This is a genomic window from Methylocystis sp. Se48, from assembly GCF_056269425.1.
This window is the reverse complement of the sequence record NZ_CM149850.1, coordinates 3,017,299-3,033,290: the sequence shown is the minus strand read 5'-3', so window position 1 is coordinate 3,033,290 and position 15,992 is coordinate 3,017,299. Positions and strand designations below refer to the sequence as shown.

The following is a 15,992-nucleotide window of genomic DNA, read 5'->3' as shown; positions in this document are numbered from 1 at the left end:
AGGGCTCGCACATGACCGCAACTTTCGATTACGAAGGTCTCGTCACGCGCGCCGAGGACGGCGCCCGGCGGTTCGAGGCGGCGGTCGACGGCATGACCTGCGCCGCCTGCATCGGAGACATCGAGAGCGCCCTGCGCGACCTCCCAGGCCTCGAAAAGGCGCGGGTGAACTACGCTAATCGGCGCCTCTCGCTCGAGTGGCGCGACGAGGCGTTCGATCTCGCAAGCGCCTTCGAGCGTCTGCGACTCATGGGCTACACGCTGCGCCCCTTCGAGCTTGCCGAGAGCGAGCGGGCGGAGATCGAGACCTCGCGCTGGCTGCTGCGCTGCCTCGCCATCGCCGGATTTGCGGCGATGAACATCATGCTGCTTTCGGTCCCTGTCTGGGTCGGCATGGACATCGACCCCGCGACGCGCGATCTCTTCCATGGCGTTTCGGCGCTCATCGCGCTGCCTGCGGCGGCTTTCGCCGGGCAGCCTTTCTTCAGAAGCGCCTTCGCCGCCCTGCGCGCAGGGCGGCTCAATATGGACGTGCCGATTTCGCTGGGCGTGCTGCTCGCGCTCGCCATGTCCGTCCATGAGACGCTGACGCACGCCGAGCACGCCTATTTCGACAGCGCGACGATGCTGCTCGCCTTTCTGCTGCTCGGCCGCTTTCTCGATCACGCCATGCGCCGCAAGACCCGCGCCGTCGCGGCCAATCTCGCGGCCCTGCGCGCGCCGATCGCCCGCCGGCTCTCGGCGGACGGCTCCGAAACGCTCACGCCGCTCGCGAAGATCCTTCCCGGCGACATGGTGCGCGTGCGTCCCGGCGAGCGCGTTCCCGTCGACGGCGTCGTCGCCGCGGGCGCGTCGCAACTCGACGAAAGCCTCGTCACCGGCGAAACGAACCGCCGCGCGGTCGCCCAGGGAGATCTGGTCTACGCCGGCAGCATGAATTACGACGGCGCGCTCGCCGTGCGCGTCGAGGCGGCAAGCGGCGCGACGCTTCTCGACGACATCGAGCGGCTGCTCGAAAAGGCGACCAGCGCCCGCTCGCGTTACGTGCGTCTCGCCGATCGCGTCTCGCGCCTCTATGCGCCGATGGTGCATCTCGCGGCGCTCTCGACTGCGCTCTTCTGGATGTGGCGCGGCGCGAGTTTCCACGACGCGCTCGTCACCGCGATCTGCGTGCTCATCGTCACCTGTCCCTGCGCGCTGGCGCTCGCCGTTCCGGCGGTGCAGGTCGTGGCGGGCGGGGCGCTGTTTCGCGCGGGGATTCTGCTCAACAGCGCCGACGCGATCGAGCGTCTGGCGGAAGCCGACACGGTTGTTTTCGACAAGACCGGCACGTTGACGGCGCCCGAGCCGCGCGTCGCGAACGCGGCGGAATTTGCGCCCGGTTTGATGGACATCGCCGCGCGGCTCGCGCGCGCGAGCAATCACCCGTTGGCGCGCGCGGTGGCGCAGGAGCGCCCGAAGGCGATTGCGCTGGATGCGCGGGAGGAACACGGGCTCGGCGTCCGGGCGACCGTCGAGGGCGTCGAGGCGCGGCTCGGCTCGCCGCGTTTCTGCGGGCTGGAGGAAGAGGCCGCGCGGCTGGGCGCGCTAGACCCCGACGTGTCGCTCGTCGCTTTCCGGCATGGCGCGGCCGCCGCCCTGTTCCAGATTCGGCAGACCTTGCGCAGCGACGCGATCGAGACGATCGCCGCTTTGACGGCGCGCGGCTTCGCGATCGAGATCCTCTCCGGCGACCGCGTCGAGGCGGTGGAGAAGATCGCGACGGCGCTTCGGGTCGCCGACTGGTCCGGCGCGCTGAAGCCCGCCGACAAGGTGGCGCGGCTCGACGTCTTGCGCGCGCAGGGCCGCAAGGTTCTGATGGTTGGCGACGGATTGAACGATGCGCCCGCGCTTGCTTCGGCGCACGTTTCCGTCTCGCCCATCGACGCGACGCAGATCACGCAGGCCGCGGCGGACGCCGTCTTCCTCGGCGAGCGTCTCGCGCCTGTCGTCGTGACGCTCGATCTTGCGCGCAAGGCGCGGGCGCTCATGCGCCAGAACCTCGCGCTCTCGGTCGTTTACAATGTCTTCGCGGTGCCGCTCGCCATGGCGGGGTGGCTCACGCCGCTGATCGCCGCCGCGGCCATGTCCGGCTCCTCCCTCCTCGTCACGCTCAACGCGCTGCGGGCGGGCGGCGGCGCCTCGAAAGACGCGGCCGCCGATCTCCCACGGAATGCGGCGCCTGAGATGATCCCGGAGGCCGCGGAATGACGGTCCTTCTATTCCTAATCCCGCTCGCCCTGCTGCTCGGGCTCGGCGCGCTCGCCGCCTTTCTGTGGTCGCTCAAGAACGGCCAGTTCGACGATCTCGACGGGGCGGCGCATCGCGTGCTGATGGACGACGACATAGAGGAAGAGAAATGAGTCTTGGTGAAACCGGCGACGGCGGTCTGCGACTGGGTCAGATCGGCTGCGCCTGTCCCGCCTCGCTGGAGCGCGCCTCGATTACCGATAATCGAGGAACGCTCGCGGCGGGCTTCGGCCTTGCAGTGCTGGCGCAGGCGCTCGTGCTGACCGTGCTGCCGGAGCAGAGCCGGCTGATCGCGCCGACGCCGGAGCGCGTCGGCTGGCCCTTCGCGCTGCTTCTCGTGGGCGCGGCTTTGGCGAGCTTTCCGGCGGCGATGCTGGTCGATTCCTTCGGCCGGCGCGCGGCCTTCGGCCTCGGCGCATCGCTCGGCGCGGCGGGGGCGGCGCTCGGCGCCTTCGCGCTCGCCAGGGGAAATTTCTTCGGCCTGTGCGTCGGCGCTTTCTGGCTCGGCCTCGCGCAGGGTTTCGCGCTATTCTACCGGCACATCGCGGCGCAGGGCGCGGCGCGCAACGGGCTCTTCGTCTTCGCCGGCGGGGCGGCGGCGGCGCTCGCGGCGCCCCTCGTCGTCTCCCTGACGCAAAGCGCCGGAGCGACGCTCGCCGCCGCCGCCGGGCTGCATATCGCGGCGCTCGCCCTCTCGGTGCGTATGCCGCATGCGGTTTCCGCCGCGCAGTCCGCGACGGCCGGATGGCGCCTCTCTCGGGGCTTCGTCGCCGCGACGGCGGCTGGCGCGCTCGCTTGGTTCGTCATGTCCGCGGGGATGCTGCAGGGGCCGCTGACGCTCGCCGTCTGCTCCGCGGCGCCGGCTTTCATCGGCGGCGCAATGGGCTGGCATCTCTTCTCGATGTATGGACCCGCCGCGCTCGCCGCACGCTGGCCGCGGCTCTTTCCGCCGCTGCCGACGATTCTTTCCGGCCTTGCCGTCATGCTCGGCGGCGCGGCGTCGGTCTATGCAGGGGCGTCGGTTGCGGGCGTCGCGGCGGGCCTCGTCGGCATCGGCGCCGGCTGGGGCGCGGTCAACATCGCGACGCTGCGCCTTTTGCACGAGGGCGCGCGTCCGCCGCGCGCGGCGCTGGCGTTCCATGACTTGTGCCTGCTCGCCGCGGCGGCTGCGGGCGCGCTGCTTTTCTGAGTCTCAGAGTCCCTCGCCCGCGCGCGCTAGCTCCACCTGCGGCGGCCGCGTCTCCGTGTCGCCGAATTTGGCGCGGTAGACGACGAAATTCTCCATTACGCGCTGCACGTAATTGCGCGTCTCGGCAATCGGGATGCGCTCGACCCAGTCGACCGGATCGACGCCCGGCTTGCGTGGATCGCCATAGGCGTCGATCCACTGCTTCACGCGCCCGCCGCCGGCGTTGTAGGCCGCGAAGGTCAGCAGATACGCGCCCTTGTATTCGCCGAGCAGAATGCCGAGATGCGCCGCGCCGAGCTTGGCGTTGAAGGCGGGTTCGCTGATCATGCGGGAGAGATCGAAGGCGACGCCGTGCTGATAGGCCGTGTGACGCGCGGTGGAGGCGATCATCTGCATCAGGCCCATCGCGCCCGCGGAGGAGATGGCCTTGGGGTCGAAGGCGCTTTCCTGCCGCGCGATGGCGTAGACGACGGAGCGCGGCGCGGAATTCGGCAGCGCGTCGAAATTCGGAATGCCGTAGGAGGGGAAGGCGACGTCGTCGAGCGGCACGCCTCGATAGGAGGCGCTCTTGCCGAAGAGAAGAGACAGCTTCGCGTCCTGCCGGCGCGCGATCACCTCGCCGAGCGCCGCGACCTGTTTCGCGTCGTCCAAGTTCTTCGCGGCGTCGAGCGCGAGAGGCGCGGCGATTTCCTTGTCGCCGGTCGCGAGCAATAGCTCCACGGCGCGAACGGCCGCATTCCGCGCCTCGCCCCGCGCGGGGTCCGGCGCCGGGCGCAGCGGCCGGTCCTCCGCGCCGAGCTTGGCGCTCGCGAGCTGGCCGTAGAAGGTCGTCGAATGGGCGGCGGCCTGCCGGTAGAAGTCCCGGGCCTTGGCGTCGTCGTCCGGCGTGCGATAGGCCTCCGCCGCGCGGCCGCGCCAGTAGAGCGCGCGCGATTTTTGCAACGGCGTCTCGGCGAAACGGTCGAGTTGCGCGAAGTGGCGCGCGGCGCGCGCCGGATCGTCGAGGAAGCGCAGCGCGATCCAGCCGGCCTGGAATTCCGCCTCCACCTTCTTGCTCGTCGTGCGCGCATTGTGCTGGGCGGCGACGAGATAGGCGGTTTCGGCGTCGCCCATGTCGAGCAGCTTGCGCGACGTCTGGCGCCGTTCCTCCCACCAGGCGTCGCCGTCGATCACCTTCGCGGGGTCGGTCGGCGCCTTGCGCAGCAGCGCGCCGGCCTCCGCGAATTTTTTCGCATTGTTCAGCAGGCGGATGCGCGAGAACAGCAGGCCGGGGTCGTTCTGCAGCGCAGGCGGCACGCTGGCGAAGAGGCGGTCGCCGCCGGCGCCGTTGTTGGCCGCCGCGCGGGCGCGGGCGAGCGCCGCGACGTCTTTGCCCGCAAGTTCGGCCGCGCGGAGGGCGAGCGTGTTCTTTCCGCTGTAGAGCAGGCGGTCGGCGCGATATTTGTGGTCCTCGGGCGCGAGGAGGTCGCCGAGCTCCTTGTAGAAAACGGCGTCGAAGGTTTGTCCAAGGTCGTCCTCGCGCCACGCGTCGCGGGCGTAGAGCGCGGCCGTGTCGAAGTCGCCGTCGCGCGCCAGCGCCCGCGCGAGGACATATTTGCCGTAGGCCGTCGCTGGCGGCGTTTGCGCAAACCAGGCTTTCACGACCTTATCCGGCTGATGTTCGCTGACGAGCGCCTCCTCCGCCCGCTTGCGGAGCCAGTCGGCCGCGGGCCAGTCCGGATGCGCTTCCAGAAAGGCGGCGATTCGCTTGAAGCCCGCCTCGCGCGGATGCAGCTTCAGACCCGCCCAGCGGGCCGCGGCGTCGGCCACTGTCGATTGCAGCGCTCCCGCCGCCGCGTCGGCGGCCGCAAAGTCGCCGCTCTTGTAGGCGGCGAGGGCCTGATAGAACGCCTGCGCGTCGTCGCCCAGCAGTTGCGCGGGATCAACGGCCGGGGCCGTCGCGCCGCGCAGCCACCCGTCGGGCGGGGCATAGGCCGCGAGGGGGGTGATCGCGGGATCTTCAGAGCCGAAGAGCGCCGGTTGAAGCGGATGGGCGGCCTCCGTATGAGCGGGCTCGCCGGTGACAAATCCGCGCACCGCCTCTTCCAGATTGCCGACGCGCGTGCGCCAGGCGCCGATGCTGAATGGAATGTGAGGCGCCCAGCGCGCGACGTCGCGCCTGGCTTCCCCGTCTCCGACCGTGCCGAAGCCCGTAAAGGCCGGCGTGACGAGCGCAAGCGCCGTCGCTCCGGCAAGGAGTTTGAGGCGCGTCGAAATTCGAGAGGGCAACATCATCAGTCTCGGCTTCCGTTGTTGCGCAAAGGCTGCTCTTTATTCGTTTACGAATCGTCAACCAAGGGCCGCGACGCCTGCAACGCGTCCTGCAAAGGCTCCGGGGCGCGTCGCTGGGGCTTTTCTCGTCAGCGCCCAGCGGCTATGAAAGACGCTTCTATGATGCGGACGCGAATGCGGCGGCTGTGAGGCGCGGGGAAGTTCCTGATTCTATGAGCAAAAAGCCGATTTTTCATGGGTCGATCACCGCCATTGTCACGCCCTTCGCCAATGGCGAGGTCGATTTCGACGCGCTGCGCGCCCTCATCGACTGGCAGATCGAGAACGGCACGCATGGGCTCGTTCCCGTCGGAACGACGGGCGAAAGCCCCACGCTGAGCCACGAAGAACACGGCCGGGTGATTACGGAGACGATCCGCGCCGCCCGCGGCCGCGTGCCGGTGATCGCCGGCGCCGGCTCCAACAACACGCGCGAGGCGATCGCGCTCGCTGGGCATGCGGAGCGCGCGGGGGCCGACGGCCTTCTCATCGTGACGCCGTACTATAACAAGCCAAATCAGGAAGGGCTTTATCTGCACTTCAAGGCGATCAACGACGCCGTGTCGATCCCGATCGTCATCTACAATATCCCGCCGCGCTCGGTGATCGACATGAGCGTGGAAACCATGAAGCGTCTCGCCGATCTCAAGAACATCGTCGGCGTGAAGGACGCCACCGGCAACATCGGGCGCATTTCGCTCCAGCGCGAGGCCATGGGCCCGGACTTCATCCAGCTGTCGGGCGACGACCTCACCGCGCTCGCCTGCATGGCGGCCGGCGCCCATGGCTGCATTTCTGTCGTATCCAATATTGCGCCGCGCCTGTGCGCCGATCTCCAGAACGCCTGCCTTGCGGGGGATTTCGCGAAGGCGCTCGAGATCCAAGACAAGCTCGTGCCCCTTCATGTCGCGACCTTCCTGGAGGCGGGGGTGACCGGCGCGAAATACGGGCTCTCGCTGCTCGGCAAGGCGAAAGAGGAAGTGCGCCTCCCTCTCGTTCCGTCGACGCAGGCGACGAAGGACCGCATTCGCTCGGCCATGGTTCACGCCGGCGTGCTTCCGGCCTAAGGAAATTCCGTGGCCTCGAAGCAGGAGCCCAATCTCAAGGTCGTCGCCGACAACCGCAAGGCGCGCTTCAATTACGAGATCGGCGAAACCTTCGAGGCCGGGCTCGTGTTGACTGGCACGGAGGTGAAGTCGCTGCGCACCGGCAAGGCGACGATCGCCGAGAGCTACGCCCATGTCGACCGGCATGGCGAAGCCTGGCTCGTGAACGCCAATATTCCGGAATATCTGGCGGGCAATCGTTTCAACCACGAGCCCAAGCGCCCGCGCAAACTCTTGTTGAAAGCCCGCGAACTCGCCAAACTCGCCCAGGCCGTCGAGCGGGAGGGCATGACCATCGTTCCGTTGAAGCTGTATTTCAATGAAAAGGGCCGCGCCAAGCTTCAGATCGCCCTCGGGCGGGGCAAGAAAATTCACGACAAGCGCGAGGTCGAGAAGAAACGCGACTGGAGCCGCGAAAAGGGCCGGCTGATGCGCGAGAAGGGCTGACCGCGCAAAAGAAAGCCCGGCGCGGAGGCCGTGCGTCGGACTGCTGACAAACCCCTGGCTTTGGCCGGGGGTTTGTCAGCCGTCTGACGCAAGCCTTTTCCTGTGTCGCGACGTCATGATCGGCCGCGGCGTGGATCAGAACCTGCCGGACCCATGTCCGCCAGAGCTGCACGAAGGTTTCGTTTCCTCGGCCATCAATTACGTGGCCTTGGCGGAGAGCGCATCCCGGCCGATCCTTGCGCCGGTGAACCTTGCCTATGTCTGGGGGGCCGCGCATGACGCGTTGCGTGAAATGGCAATTATACCAACGGCTCTGCTGCCTGACTCACTGGGGGATTCCCCTTGCGGGGGTTTTCTGACTCATTTGGCGTGAAGGAACTTCGCGCCATGCCCGCAGCGGTGAAACTTGGGGAGGATTTCTCGGCTTAGGAGCTTCTGGCTTTGGCCCGGCGCTCGAAGAACGTCAATCAGAGCCGACGGCTGTTGTCGCTGGCGGCGGTCCGCGAGGGCAAGGACCGGGGCGAGGCCGCGCGGATCGGCGGCATGGATCCGCAGACCCTGCGCGATTGGGCGCATCGCTTCAACGCCGCCGGACCGGAAGGCCTGTTCGATCATTGGACGGAGGGTCCGAAACCGCGTCTGTCGGCGGCGCAATTGGCCGCGTTCGCGAAACTCGTCGAGGCCGGACCGGATCGCGCGCGCGATGGCGTCGTGCGCTGGCGACGGGTGGACCTCAGGCGCGTCATCGCCGGGCGCTTCGGCGTCGAGTTTCACGAGCGCTATGTGGGAACGCTGCTCAAGAGGCTCGGCTTCTCCCGCATCAGCGCAAGGCCGCGCCATCCCGCCCAGGACGGCGAGATCGTCGAGGCCTAAAAAAAAACTTCGCCGCGACGCTGAAGGCGCATCTGGCTCATCCGCCGCCGCGAACGCCCGTCGAGATCTGGTTCCAGGACGAAGCCCGCATCGGCCAGGAGAACGGTCTCCTGCGTCAATGGGCTCGTCGTGGAGCGCGCCCGCGTCAACCCGCCGATCAGCGCTATGAAAACGCCTATCTCTTTGGCGCGATCTGTCCGGCCAGAGGCAAGAGCGCGGCGCTCGCGCTCCCTCATGTCGACACGCAGATGATGCAATTGCATCTCGACGACATCTCACGCCATGTCGCCAAAGACGCGCACGCCGCGCTGCTCGATCGCGCCGGATGGCGTACGACGACGAAGCTCGCCATGCCGAAGAACGTCACGCCGATCCTGCTGCCGTCGCGGGCCCCGGAGCTGAACCCGGTCGAGAACGACTGGCGGCGTCTCCGCCAAAACTGGCTCTCCAACCGCGTCTTCGAAAACTACGACGCCATCATCGACGCCGCCTGCGATGCATGCCGAAGGCTGATCGACAAGCCAGAGACCATCGCCTCAATCGGCATGCGTGACTGGGCCCATATCGGTCAGGAGTCATGACCGTTGGTATAAATCAAACAAGCCCCGCGTGAGCCGCGTTCTTCACGGGGGTCGATGCCGTCAGGATAAACTTGACGAAGCTCATTTCGACGCTTGCCATTTGCCCTGGTCGCTGCCCCACTGGTTCTTGCCGGACCAGGAGCCCGCCCCTTTACGGCCATCGACCCGCCCGCTCACGCGGCCGCTGACCCGATAAGGAATGACCTCCTTGCCCCAGTTTCCGTAAAGGACGCCCTGCGCAGGCGCGTCGAAGGAGCCGTTGGAATTGAGGGCGCCCGAGAAACGAGCGTTGAAGGAATCGCCCGAGTAGACTCCATTTATCGTGCCGGACACCGTCGATCCCGAGACGGTGAGCGTGATCGCGCCGGAAGATTTTCCGGTGATGCGCCCCTGATAGAGCCCATCCAGCGTCGCGCTCGGCAGCTGCTGCGTCTCGCCGCTTTCCTTGAACGTGTCGCGGCCGATTTCGCGGCCGTCCTTGTCATAGTGAACGTAATAGCCGCCGATGCGGACGCCTTTTGCGTCGAGGATATAGACGACTTTCGTCTTGCCATTCTTGTCCTGAAGCCAGCCGCCCTCGACCTCGGTCGTCCCGGCCGCCGGCGGCGCAGTTGAACTTTGCGGGGGCGGGGCTTCCGCCGGGGGAGAAACCGGCTGGGGCGTCTGCGCCGGAGCGTCGCTCGTCCCGTCATGCGGCGTCGAGCCTGCGGCGTCGTGTTGGCCGTCGGCGGCGGGCTTGGAGGGCTTGTGAATGTCGGCCGCTCCGGCGTCGGCGATCGCCTCGCCGATATTGCCCGCATCCGTGTCTTCGCCGCTCGCAGAGGGAGTTCCCTCGCCCGGCTTTTTCGTGTCGAGGATTGCGACCGCCTGCGACGGATCGGCGGCGACGAGCTTTCCGAAAGCCGTCCAGGCGTCCGGGTCGTTCGCCTTCAGCGCATTGCGCTTTTCCTCACTCGTCATCTGCGCCCAGGGCTTTTTGCCCGCTTCCGGCGCCTTTCCGCTTTCCGGCTTTTTCTCGCCCTCCTGGCCGGTCTTGCCTGTTTCGCCGGCCGTTTTCGCATCGGCCGGCTTCTTGCCAGTGTCGGTCGGCCCTTCCTTGCCGTTCTCCTTGGCCTCCTTGCCGTCCTTCCCCTCTTTGTCTTTGTCCGCCTTTCCCTCCTTGGACGCGTCGGCGCCGGGCAGCTTCCCTTTGGCGGACGCGATCAGCTCTTTTGACTGCTCCGTGAGCTTTTTTGTGATTTCGTCCGTGGAGGCCTTGTCGAGAAGCGTCGACGCAGTCTGGAAGCGCGCATCTCCCGTCTTCTCGTACATGTCGTCCATGAAGGCTTTCAGGCGTTGTTGCTTGTCGCCGTATTTTTCATACCCCTTCATGATCTTGTCGTAGGCGTCTTCGCCGAGGATCGCTTTGACCTTGTCGTCGACGAGTTCGCTCACGGCCCCGTCGACTTTCGACTTGATGGCGTTCTGAACGGCGGCCGTGGGATTCTCGCTCGCCTTTTGGCCCGCTTCGGCCGCGGCTTCGACCCATTTCACCGCCTGCCCGGACGTTCCTCCGGTCATCGCGTTGAGCGCCTGAATCATCACATTCGCGCCGGTCGCGACGTTGTTGCGCAATTCCTGCCCCATCACGTCGATGCCGCGGGATTTCAGCTCCGCGGCGGTGCTCGCATAATCGAGGCCGCCCACATTCGCCGCGCTCTGAAGTTCGATGTGAATTTTGGTCGCCAACTCGGCGTTCGGATTTGCGAAGGGGTCGACCGCCGTCGGGAGATCAGGCTGCGTATGGTCCTTGCCGTCGAAAAAATTGCGCCAGAACTGTCCGGCCTTTTCGTTGTAGGCGTCGTCCGCATAGCCCGGCATATTCCTGAGTTTGCCGCTTTCACGCAGCACCATGTAATATTCTTTGAGCGCCCGCTCGTTGTTGATTTCGATGCGTCCGTCGCGAACGCTGACGACGCGCTGATGCGCGAGCACGCTCAGAATGCGCTCCCTGTTGTCGGCGTTGCGCTGGGTGGCGCCGCCTTTCCCCGTGAACCAGTTGTAGACGCCTTTGAAGGTGGACATCTGGGCCTGCGCCGGCGACTGCGAGACGATCGTCGCGCCTGCCAGCACGGCTATCGCCAACGCGCCCGTCAGGCCGGCTCGGGCAGCCCGTACATGAGCGGAAGTTCCTCGAGCCTTCATGAATTTACCTCGTCATAACCATGCATTCAGAAGCGCCCGCGCCTGCTCCGCGTCCTGCGGCGCCGTCGTCGCGTCGGTCGCGAGCTTTTGCAGCAGGAGCAGAGCCTCCGGCGTCCTGCCGCTCTCCTTCAGCAAGGTCGCCTGTCCCAGCAACACGGCGCTCGCGCCGGGATGGCGGGCCGAAAATCCCGCGTAAAAGGCGACGCCGCGCTCCTTGTCGCCGGCTCTTTGATAAAGCCGCGTCAGATCGCCGATCACCTTGCTTGTCGCGAGTCCTGGCTTCGCATCGAGCGCGGCCTCGATCTGTTCGATCGCGGGCGCAAGCTGAGCGTTCGAGATCAAAAGACTCGCAAGCAGCAGTCGCGCGCTCGCGTTGCGCGAGTCGAGCTCGATCGCTTTACGATAGGCCAACTCAGCCTGCGGCAAATATCTTTCCCGATCCTGCGGCGCGAGCGAATTCGCGTAGCCGAAAACTCGCCAGTTCTCGGCGCCCCGCGGCGCGACCGCGACCGATTTTTTCGCGGCCTCGTAGCCCGCCCGCCAGTCGGCGATCGACTGGTTCTTCATGAACAGCGAAAGCCGCTCGCGCGCGATTTCCAGGTCGCCTTGCGCGGCGCCCGGTTCGGATGGCGCGGCGATTGGAGCAGGTCCACTCGGAAAGCGGATGGTTTCTGCGACGCGATCGCACAAGCTCCGCGCCTCGCGCCAACGAAATTCCGGGGCATGGCAGGTGAACCTGAACCGTTCGCCGCTTTCCGCGACGCCGCCGATAATAACGTCGAAGCCGCGCCAGCCCATGGAAGGCGTGCGCCACGAGAATTTTCGGGCGTCGCGCCCGCCCAGGCGCAGCGCCCTGTCCGACATTACATCGTCGCCCGTCGGCGCCTCGGTCACGTCGCGCGACCACATGAAAGTCAGCGTCACGCCGCGATCGGGTCTGCCGGGAGAATCCGTGAGGGTGAATGTCCATTCGGGCGCGCGCGGATCGACGCGCGAGGGCGTTTGGCTGTCGACGCCCGGCGCACGCAACCTTGGCGGCGCGAGAAGAGTCACGCCGCCGGCGTCCCATTCGCGCCAGCCATCCTGCGCCGCGGCAGTTGCGCCGCCGCCGAGCGTGGCGACCGCGAGCGCGAGAAAACCGAGATCGCTTCTATGGAATCTCGCTGCGTCGCGCATGCGAAAAGCCGATTTTGGCATTCTTTGGTCGACCTCGCTCGCCATACGATTCTGGAAAGTCTTGCAATGATCGCGTCTCGCAGACCATGCGTCATTTTGCTCCAAAAGCCGCCTCCCCGCCGGCCCGCCGTGTCTTTGGGATCGGTAAAAACTTCCGATTGACGGATCCCATGCGCTAAACTGCGGTCTCGCCAAATCAACGTCCAAAAATCCGGCTGTCTACGCATGACCATCGTTCCTGTCCGGTACGTCGAACCCGTCTATCGTCCGCCGAGCGAAGCGGAGTCGTTGATCCTGCCGGTGACCAATGGCTGTTCATGGAACCGGTGCACGTTCTGCGACATGTATACGGCTCCCCAAAAACGCTTTCGGCCGCGGGACGAGCCGGAGGTGCTGGAAAGCATCCGGCGCTGTGGCGAAACGTTCGGCGAGGCCGTCAAACGCGTCTTTCTGGCCGATGGCGACGCGATGACCCTATCCACGCGCCGTCTCGTCACCGTGCTGGAGGCGATCCGCCGTCACCTGCCCGGCGTGCGGCGTGTGTCAAGCTATTGCCTGCCGCGCAATGTGCGCAAGAAGACGTCCGCAGAGCTTGGAGAACTGCGCGAGCTGGGTCTGTCGCTCGTCTATGTCGGCGCGGAATCCGGCGACGACGAAGTTCTGGCGCGGGTCGACAAGGGCGAGACGTTCGAGACGACGCGGGTGGCGCTCGAAAAACTCGGGGAGGCGGGGATCAGGCGGTCGGTGATGATCCTCAACGGTCTGGGCGGACAGGCGTTGTCGCGACAACATGCGATGAACTCGGCGGCGCTGATGAACGCCGCTCAACCCGAATTTGTCGCGACTCTCGTCGTGAGCTTCCCCTTCGGCGATGCGCGGCTGCGCGAGAAATTTCCCGACTGGAAGCCGCTCGACGTGCTCGGCTTGATGCGTGAGATGGAACTCTTCATTTCAGCCCTCGAACTGAAACGGACGATCTTCCGCAGCGACCATGCCTCAAACTGGCTCGTTCTGAAAGGAACGCTCGGCGCCGACAAGCCGCGCCTGTTGCAGGAATTGCGGGCGGCCATCGCGGCGCCGGAGGCGGCCCCGCTGAGACCCGCCTGGGCGCGCGGCCTGTAAGGCGGCGGAAAACCGGCTCGCCTCGTTCCGGAGCTGAGAGACTGCGAAAGCCGCCGTTCATTGCGGGGAAGCGTCTCTGGCGCCCCCGCGTGGTCATTCCTCGAAAATCGGCGGGTCGGTTTCTCTCGGTTCGTCGCGCTCGACGGGTTCGTTTTCCGTTTCCGGCGCCTCGCGCTCGACATCGGTCGGCTCGGTTTCGATCAGCTTTGGCGACTCATTCTCGCCTTCGGAATATGCGTTGCGCCGCGGCGGCTGCTTCGGGGCGTTGGAGCGTTTTTCAGCGTCGGCGGCCATGTTCGTCCTTTCATGTCGCATTCTTTACAGCGCTTAAGCTGCCGGGCCCCACGCTATCAAGGTTACGCCTGCGCCCTGGGAAATTGGCGTCCTCGTTTCCGGCCTGCGACGGGCGATGGGCCGACCGCCAAGCTGCATTGGCCGCGACTATTTCGCGCAGATTGGCGTGTGTCGCCCGTCGACGAAATAGCTATATTTTAAGCCTTCGAAAAGGCCGCGCGTCCAGGCGTCGCGGTCTTGAGCTCGGCAGAGAGTCATCTCGCTTCGCCGCTGAGGGAGATATAACGTGCCGGACATCAACACGGAGAAAGTCTGTTTCCTGATCGTGAAGGCGCGCGAACTCGAATGTGAAGACGAAGGGATCGAAGCGGACGCTTCCAATCCTTCGGACGATAAATTCGTGAGCGTGATGACGGAAGAGGCGTACGGCGCCGTCCGCTCTGAAATTGCAGCCTTTATCGACGCAATGGACGAGGACGAGCAGATCGAACTGGTCGCCTTGGCCTGGGTCGGGCGGGGCGACTTCAGCGCCGACGAATGGACTGAAGCGCTCGCTCAGGCGCGTGAGCGGCGCAAGGGGCCGACGTCGGAATATCTTCTCGGCATCCCGCTGCTCGCGTCATTTTTAGAGAGTGGCCTGAGCGAATTCGGCGAGAGTTGCGAAGGCTACGCGGCGGACCGACAATAGACCAATTTCACGGAGCGTCGGCATGAGCGTCCGGAATTTGCCATGAGCGACGCGATCGGCGCCGGCGTCAGCTCGTCGGTCGACAAGAAGCCAAAAATCAACCGGCTGACAAAGCCCCGCCCAAAATGACTGGAGATTTGTCATCAGTAGGAGCCCGGCGCGGAGGCCGGGCTTATCCTGAGTGGTGGGCGTCGGGAACCCTCGCTCAGTCCTCTTCGTCCTCGTCCGCGTGCCCGGCGGGGGCCGGAGCCGGCATCGGGGGCCGGGGACGCTCGTAGCGCTGCATGCGTTCGGCGCGCTCGCTCGGATCGCGGCCGATCTTGCCGACGAGATGGATGAGATCGATGAATTCATCCGCCTGACGGCGCAATTCGTCTGCGATCATCGGCGGCTGGGTGGTGATTGTCGAAATGACCGACACGCGCACGCCCTTGCGCTGGACGGCCTCGACCAGCGAGCGGAAGTCTCCGTCGCCGGAGAAGAGCACCATGTGATCGATGTGCTCGGCCATCTCCATCGCGTCGACCGCGAGCTCGATGTCCATGTTGCCCTTGACCTTGCGGCGGCCGAGGGAGTCCACGAACTCCTTCGTCGGCTTGGTGACGACGGCGTAGCCGTTGTAGTCCAGCCAGTCGATCAGCGGACGGATGGAAGAATATTCCTGATCCTCGATCAGCGCCGTGTAGTAAAAAGCGCGTATCAGACGGCCTTTGCCCTGAAATTCTCGGAGCAGGCGTTTGTAGTCAATATCGAAACCCAGCGATTTCGCTGTCGCATACAGGTTTGCGCCGTCAATGAACAACGCAATTCTCTCGATATCAGCCATTTTTTTCTCGTGTCCGGGTTGTAAGTATTGACGTATCTCTCCGATCACTTGAACTCGCCGTCAACCCGCGGAGGCGGCGCCTGCTGTGATCGTGTTGTTGCGGAAACTTCCTTGCTTCCTGTTCGGCTCTGACCTTTTTCAATCTCTTTCGATTTTGAAAATGGCGCCTGAAATCGACGCTCTCGACGCCGTGACATTTCGGGAAAATCGAGACCCTGTCGAAACTCATCGAGCCCAACATTCATGGTTGCTAATTTGCCCCTTAGTGACGCAAGGTCAAGAGCGTAACTGCTCCCTCATCCACAAAACATTGCAAAAAATCCCGAAAACTGAGAGTCTTGCCCCAAATTTGCGCTCATTTTGGGCGGCCCCGCGCGCGCGGTGCCGCGAGGCGCGCCGAGCCCCGTTGATCTGAGGTTCCTTTTGCTGTACGAGCCTCGTTTTCGAATATCTTCAGGAGCCGGAACAAGATGGCGCGCGTCACCGTCGAAGACTGCATCGACAAGATCGAAAACAGATTCGATCTGGTATTGCTCGCGGCGCATCGCGCGAGGCTGATATCGTCGGGCCAGCCGATCCTCGTCGACCGCGACCGCGACAAGAACCCCGTGGTCGCCCTGCGTGAGATCGCGGAAAGCGCGCTCTCGCCGGAAGACTTGACGGAAGACTTCATCCACTCCCTCCAGCGTCACGTCGAGGTCGACGAACCGGAGGCCGAGGCGGCGCCCGCTCTCACCCCCGTGGGCGGCGACATTGATGGCGATGCGCAGTTCGACCGCATGACGGAAGAAGATCTCCTGCGCGGTCTCGAAGGCCTCGTGCCGCCGGCCGAGGTCGAAGAGGACGGCGAGTAAAAGCTTTCCCGCCGCCGCTGTTTCTCTTGGATGCGGCGGCGAAGCTGCGCTACA

Annotated in this window: 14 protein-coding genes; 9 read left to right on the top strand and 5 right to left on the bottom strand. The window is 65.5% G+C overall.

The window, feature by feature from the left end:
* Positions 1–11 precede the first annotated feature (11 nt).
* From ACV959_RS14830 to ACV959_RS14820, 3 genes are read left to right on the top strand one after another with little or no spacing between them, the layout of a single operon-like run.
* The gene (locus ACV959_RS14830; RefSeq protein WP_475737334.1) at positions 12–2,249 is read left to right on the top strand and encodes a heavy metal translocating P-type ATPase; all 2,238 of its coding nucleotides are present in this window, start codon (positions 12–14) and stop codon (positions 2,247–2,249) included.
* Positions 2,246–2,401 (top strand): cbb3-type cytochrome oxidase assembly protein CcoS, encoded by a 156-nt coding sequence (gene ccoS / locus ACV959_RS14825; RefSeq protein WP_475737333.1) that lies wholly within the window; start codon positions 2,246–2,248, stop codon positions 2,399–2,401. Before ACV959_RS14830 ends, ccoS begins: the two co-directional genes overlap by 4 nt.
* Positions 2,398–3,477, top strand: a complete 1,080-nt coding sequence (locus tag ACV959_RS14820) for a hypothetical protein (RefSeq protein WP_475737332.1) — start codon at positions 2,398–2,400, stop codon at positions 3,475–3,477. The genes ccoS and ACV959_RS14820 overlap by 4 nt, the downstream gene beginning before the upstream one ends.
* Positions 3,478–3,480: 3 nt before the next feature.
* On the opposite strand, the gene ACV959_RS14815 is transcribed toward ACV959_RS14820, so the two are convergent.
* On the bottom strand, positions 3,481–5,751 hold the full coding sequence (locus ACV959_RS14815; RefSeq protein ID WP_475737331.1) for a lytic transglycosylase domain-containing protein: 2,271 nt from the start codon (positions 5,749–5,751) through the stop codon (positions 3,481–3,483).
* A 209-nt stretch (positions 5,752–5,960) separates the two neighbouring features.
* Here ACV959_RS14815 and dapA point away from each other — a divergent pair, with 209 nt between their 5' ends.
* From dapA to ACV959_RS14800, 3 genes are all read left to right on the top strand, one after another.
* Positions 5,961–6,854 (top strand): 4-hydroxy-tetrahydrodipicolinate synthase, encoded by an 894-nt coding sequence (dapA, locus tag ACV959_RS14810; protein WP_475737330.1) that lies wholly within the window; start codon positions 5,961–5,963, stop codon positions 6,852–6,854.
* Positions 6,855–6,863: 9 nt separating this feature from the next.
* Positions 6,864–7,340, top strand: a complete 477-nt coding sequence (gene smpB / locus ACV959_RS14805) for an SsrA-binding protein SmpB (protein WP_475737329.1) — start codon at positions 6,864–6,866, stop codon at positions 7,338–7,340.
* 435 nt (positions 7,341–7,775) lie between these two features.
* Positions 7,776–8,794 (top strand): IS630 family transposase gene (locus tag ACV959_RS14800; protein WP_475739679.1). Its coding sequence is split into 2 segments (ribosomal slippage): positions 7,776–8,211 and positions 8,211–8,794, totalling 1,020 coding nucleotides; the frame shifts between segments, so codons are not numbered across the junction.
* Positions 8,795–8,875: 81 nt separating this feature from the next.
* On the opposite strand, the gene ACV959_RS14795 is transcribed toward ACV959_RS14800, so the two are convergent.
* Positions 8,876–10,906: a hypothetical protein gene (locus tag ACV959_RS14795; RefSeq protein ID WP_475737328.1), complete on the bottom strand. Its 2,031-nt coding sequence runs from the start codon at positions 10,904–10,906 to the stop codon at positions 8,876–8,878.
* A gap of 84 nt (positions 10,907–10,990) precedes the next feature.
* A complete protein-coding gene (locus tag ACV959_RS14790) occupies positions 10,991–12,154 on the bottom strand; it encodes a tetratricopeptide repeat protein (protein ID WP_475737327.1) in 1,164 nt (387 codons plus the stop codon).
* Between the two features lie 225 nt (positions 12,155–12,379).
* On the opposite strand from ACV959_RS14790, the gene ACV959_RS14785 reads away from it, so the two are divergent.
* Positions 12,380–13,276, top strand: coding sequence for a radical SAM protein (locus tag ACV959_RS14785; RefSeq protein ID WP_475737326.1), 897 nt, complete (start codon positions 12,380–12,382; stop codon positions 13,274–13,276).
* A gap of 93 nt (positions 13,277–13,369) precedes the next feature.
* Here ACV959_RS14785 and ACV959_RS14780 read toward each other — a convergent pair whose 3' ends face one another.
* Entirely contained in the window at positions 13,370–13,570 is a 201-nt protein-coding gene (locus ACV959_RS14780) for a hypothetical protein (protein WP_475737325.1), read from the bottom strand.
* Between the two features lie 286 nt (positions 13,571–13,856).
* On the opposite strand from ACV959_RS14780, the gene ACV959_RS14775 reads away from it, so the two are divergent.
* Positions 13,857–14,258 carry a DUF3775 domain-containing protein gene (locus ACV959_RS14775; RefSeq protein ID WP_475737324.1) on the top strand — a complete coding sequence of 134 codons (402 nt, stop codon included), beginning with the start codon at positions 13,857–13,859 and terminating at the stop codon, positions 14,256–14,258.
* Positions 14,259–14,463: 205 nt separating this feature from the next.
* Here the strand turns inward: ACV959_RS14775 and ACV959_RS14770 are convergent, their stop codons facing one another.
* Complete coding sequence (locus ACV959_RS14770) at positions 14,464–15,084, bottom strand: LabA-like NYN domain-containing protein (protein WP_475737323.1); 621 nt, start codon at positions 15,082–15,084, stop codon at positions 14,464–14,466.
* 470 nt (positions 15,085–15,554) lie between these two features.
* Here ACV959_RS14770 and rpoZ point away from each other — a divergent pair, with 470 nt between their 5' ends.
* Entirely contained in the window at positions 15,555–15,938 is a 384-nt protein-coding gene (rpoZ, locus tag ACV959_RS14765; RefSeq protein WP_475737322.1) for a DNA-directed RNA polymerase subunit omega, read from the top strand.
* The last annotated feature ends 54 nt before the right edge of the window (positions 15,939–15,992 follow it).

Bases quoted from the DNA above. Each gene is read 5' to 3' on its own strand.
- ACV959_RS14830 (WP_475737334.1), top strand. From the start codon at position 12: ATGACCGCAACTTTCGATTACGAAGGTCTCGTCACGCGCGCCGAGGAC.
- ccoS (WP_475737333.1), top strand. From the start codon at position 2,246: ATGACGGTCCTTCTATTCCTAATCCCGCTCGCCCTGCTGCTCGGGCTC.
- ACV959_RS14820 (WP_475737332.1), top strand. From the start codon at position 2,398: ATGAGTCTTGGTGAAACCGGCGACGGCGGTCTGCGACTGGGTCAGATC.
- ACV959_RS14815 (WP_475737331.1), bottom strand. From the start codon at position 5,751: ATGATGTTGCCCTCTCGAATTTCGACGCGCCTCAAACTCCTTGCCGGA.
- dapA (WP_475737330.1), top strand. From the start codon at position 5,961: ATGAGCAAAAAGCCGATTTTTCATGGGTCGATCACCGCCATTGTCACG.
- ACV959_RS14790 (WP_475737327.1), bottom strand. From the start codon at position 12,154: ATGCGCGACGCAGCGAGATTCCATAGAAGCGATCTCGGTTTTCTCGCG.
- ACV959_RS14785 (WP_475737326.1), top strand. From the start codon at position 12,380: ATGACCATCGTTCCTGTCCGGTACGTCGAACCCGTCTATCGTCCGCCG.
- ACV959_RS14780 (WP_475737325.1), bottom strand. From the start codon at position 13,570: ATGGCCGCCGACGCTGAAAAACGCTCCAACGCCCCGAAGCAGCCGCCG.
- ACV959_RS14770 (WP_475737323.1), bottom strand. From the start codon at position 15,084: ATGGCTGATATCGAGAGAATTGCGTTGTTCATTGACGGCGCAAACCTG.
- rpoZ (WP_475737322.1), top strand. From the start codon at position 15,555: ATGGCGCGCGTCACCGTCGAAGACTGCATCGACAAGATCGAAAACAGA.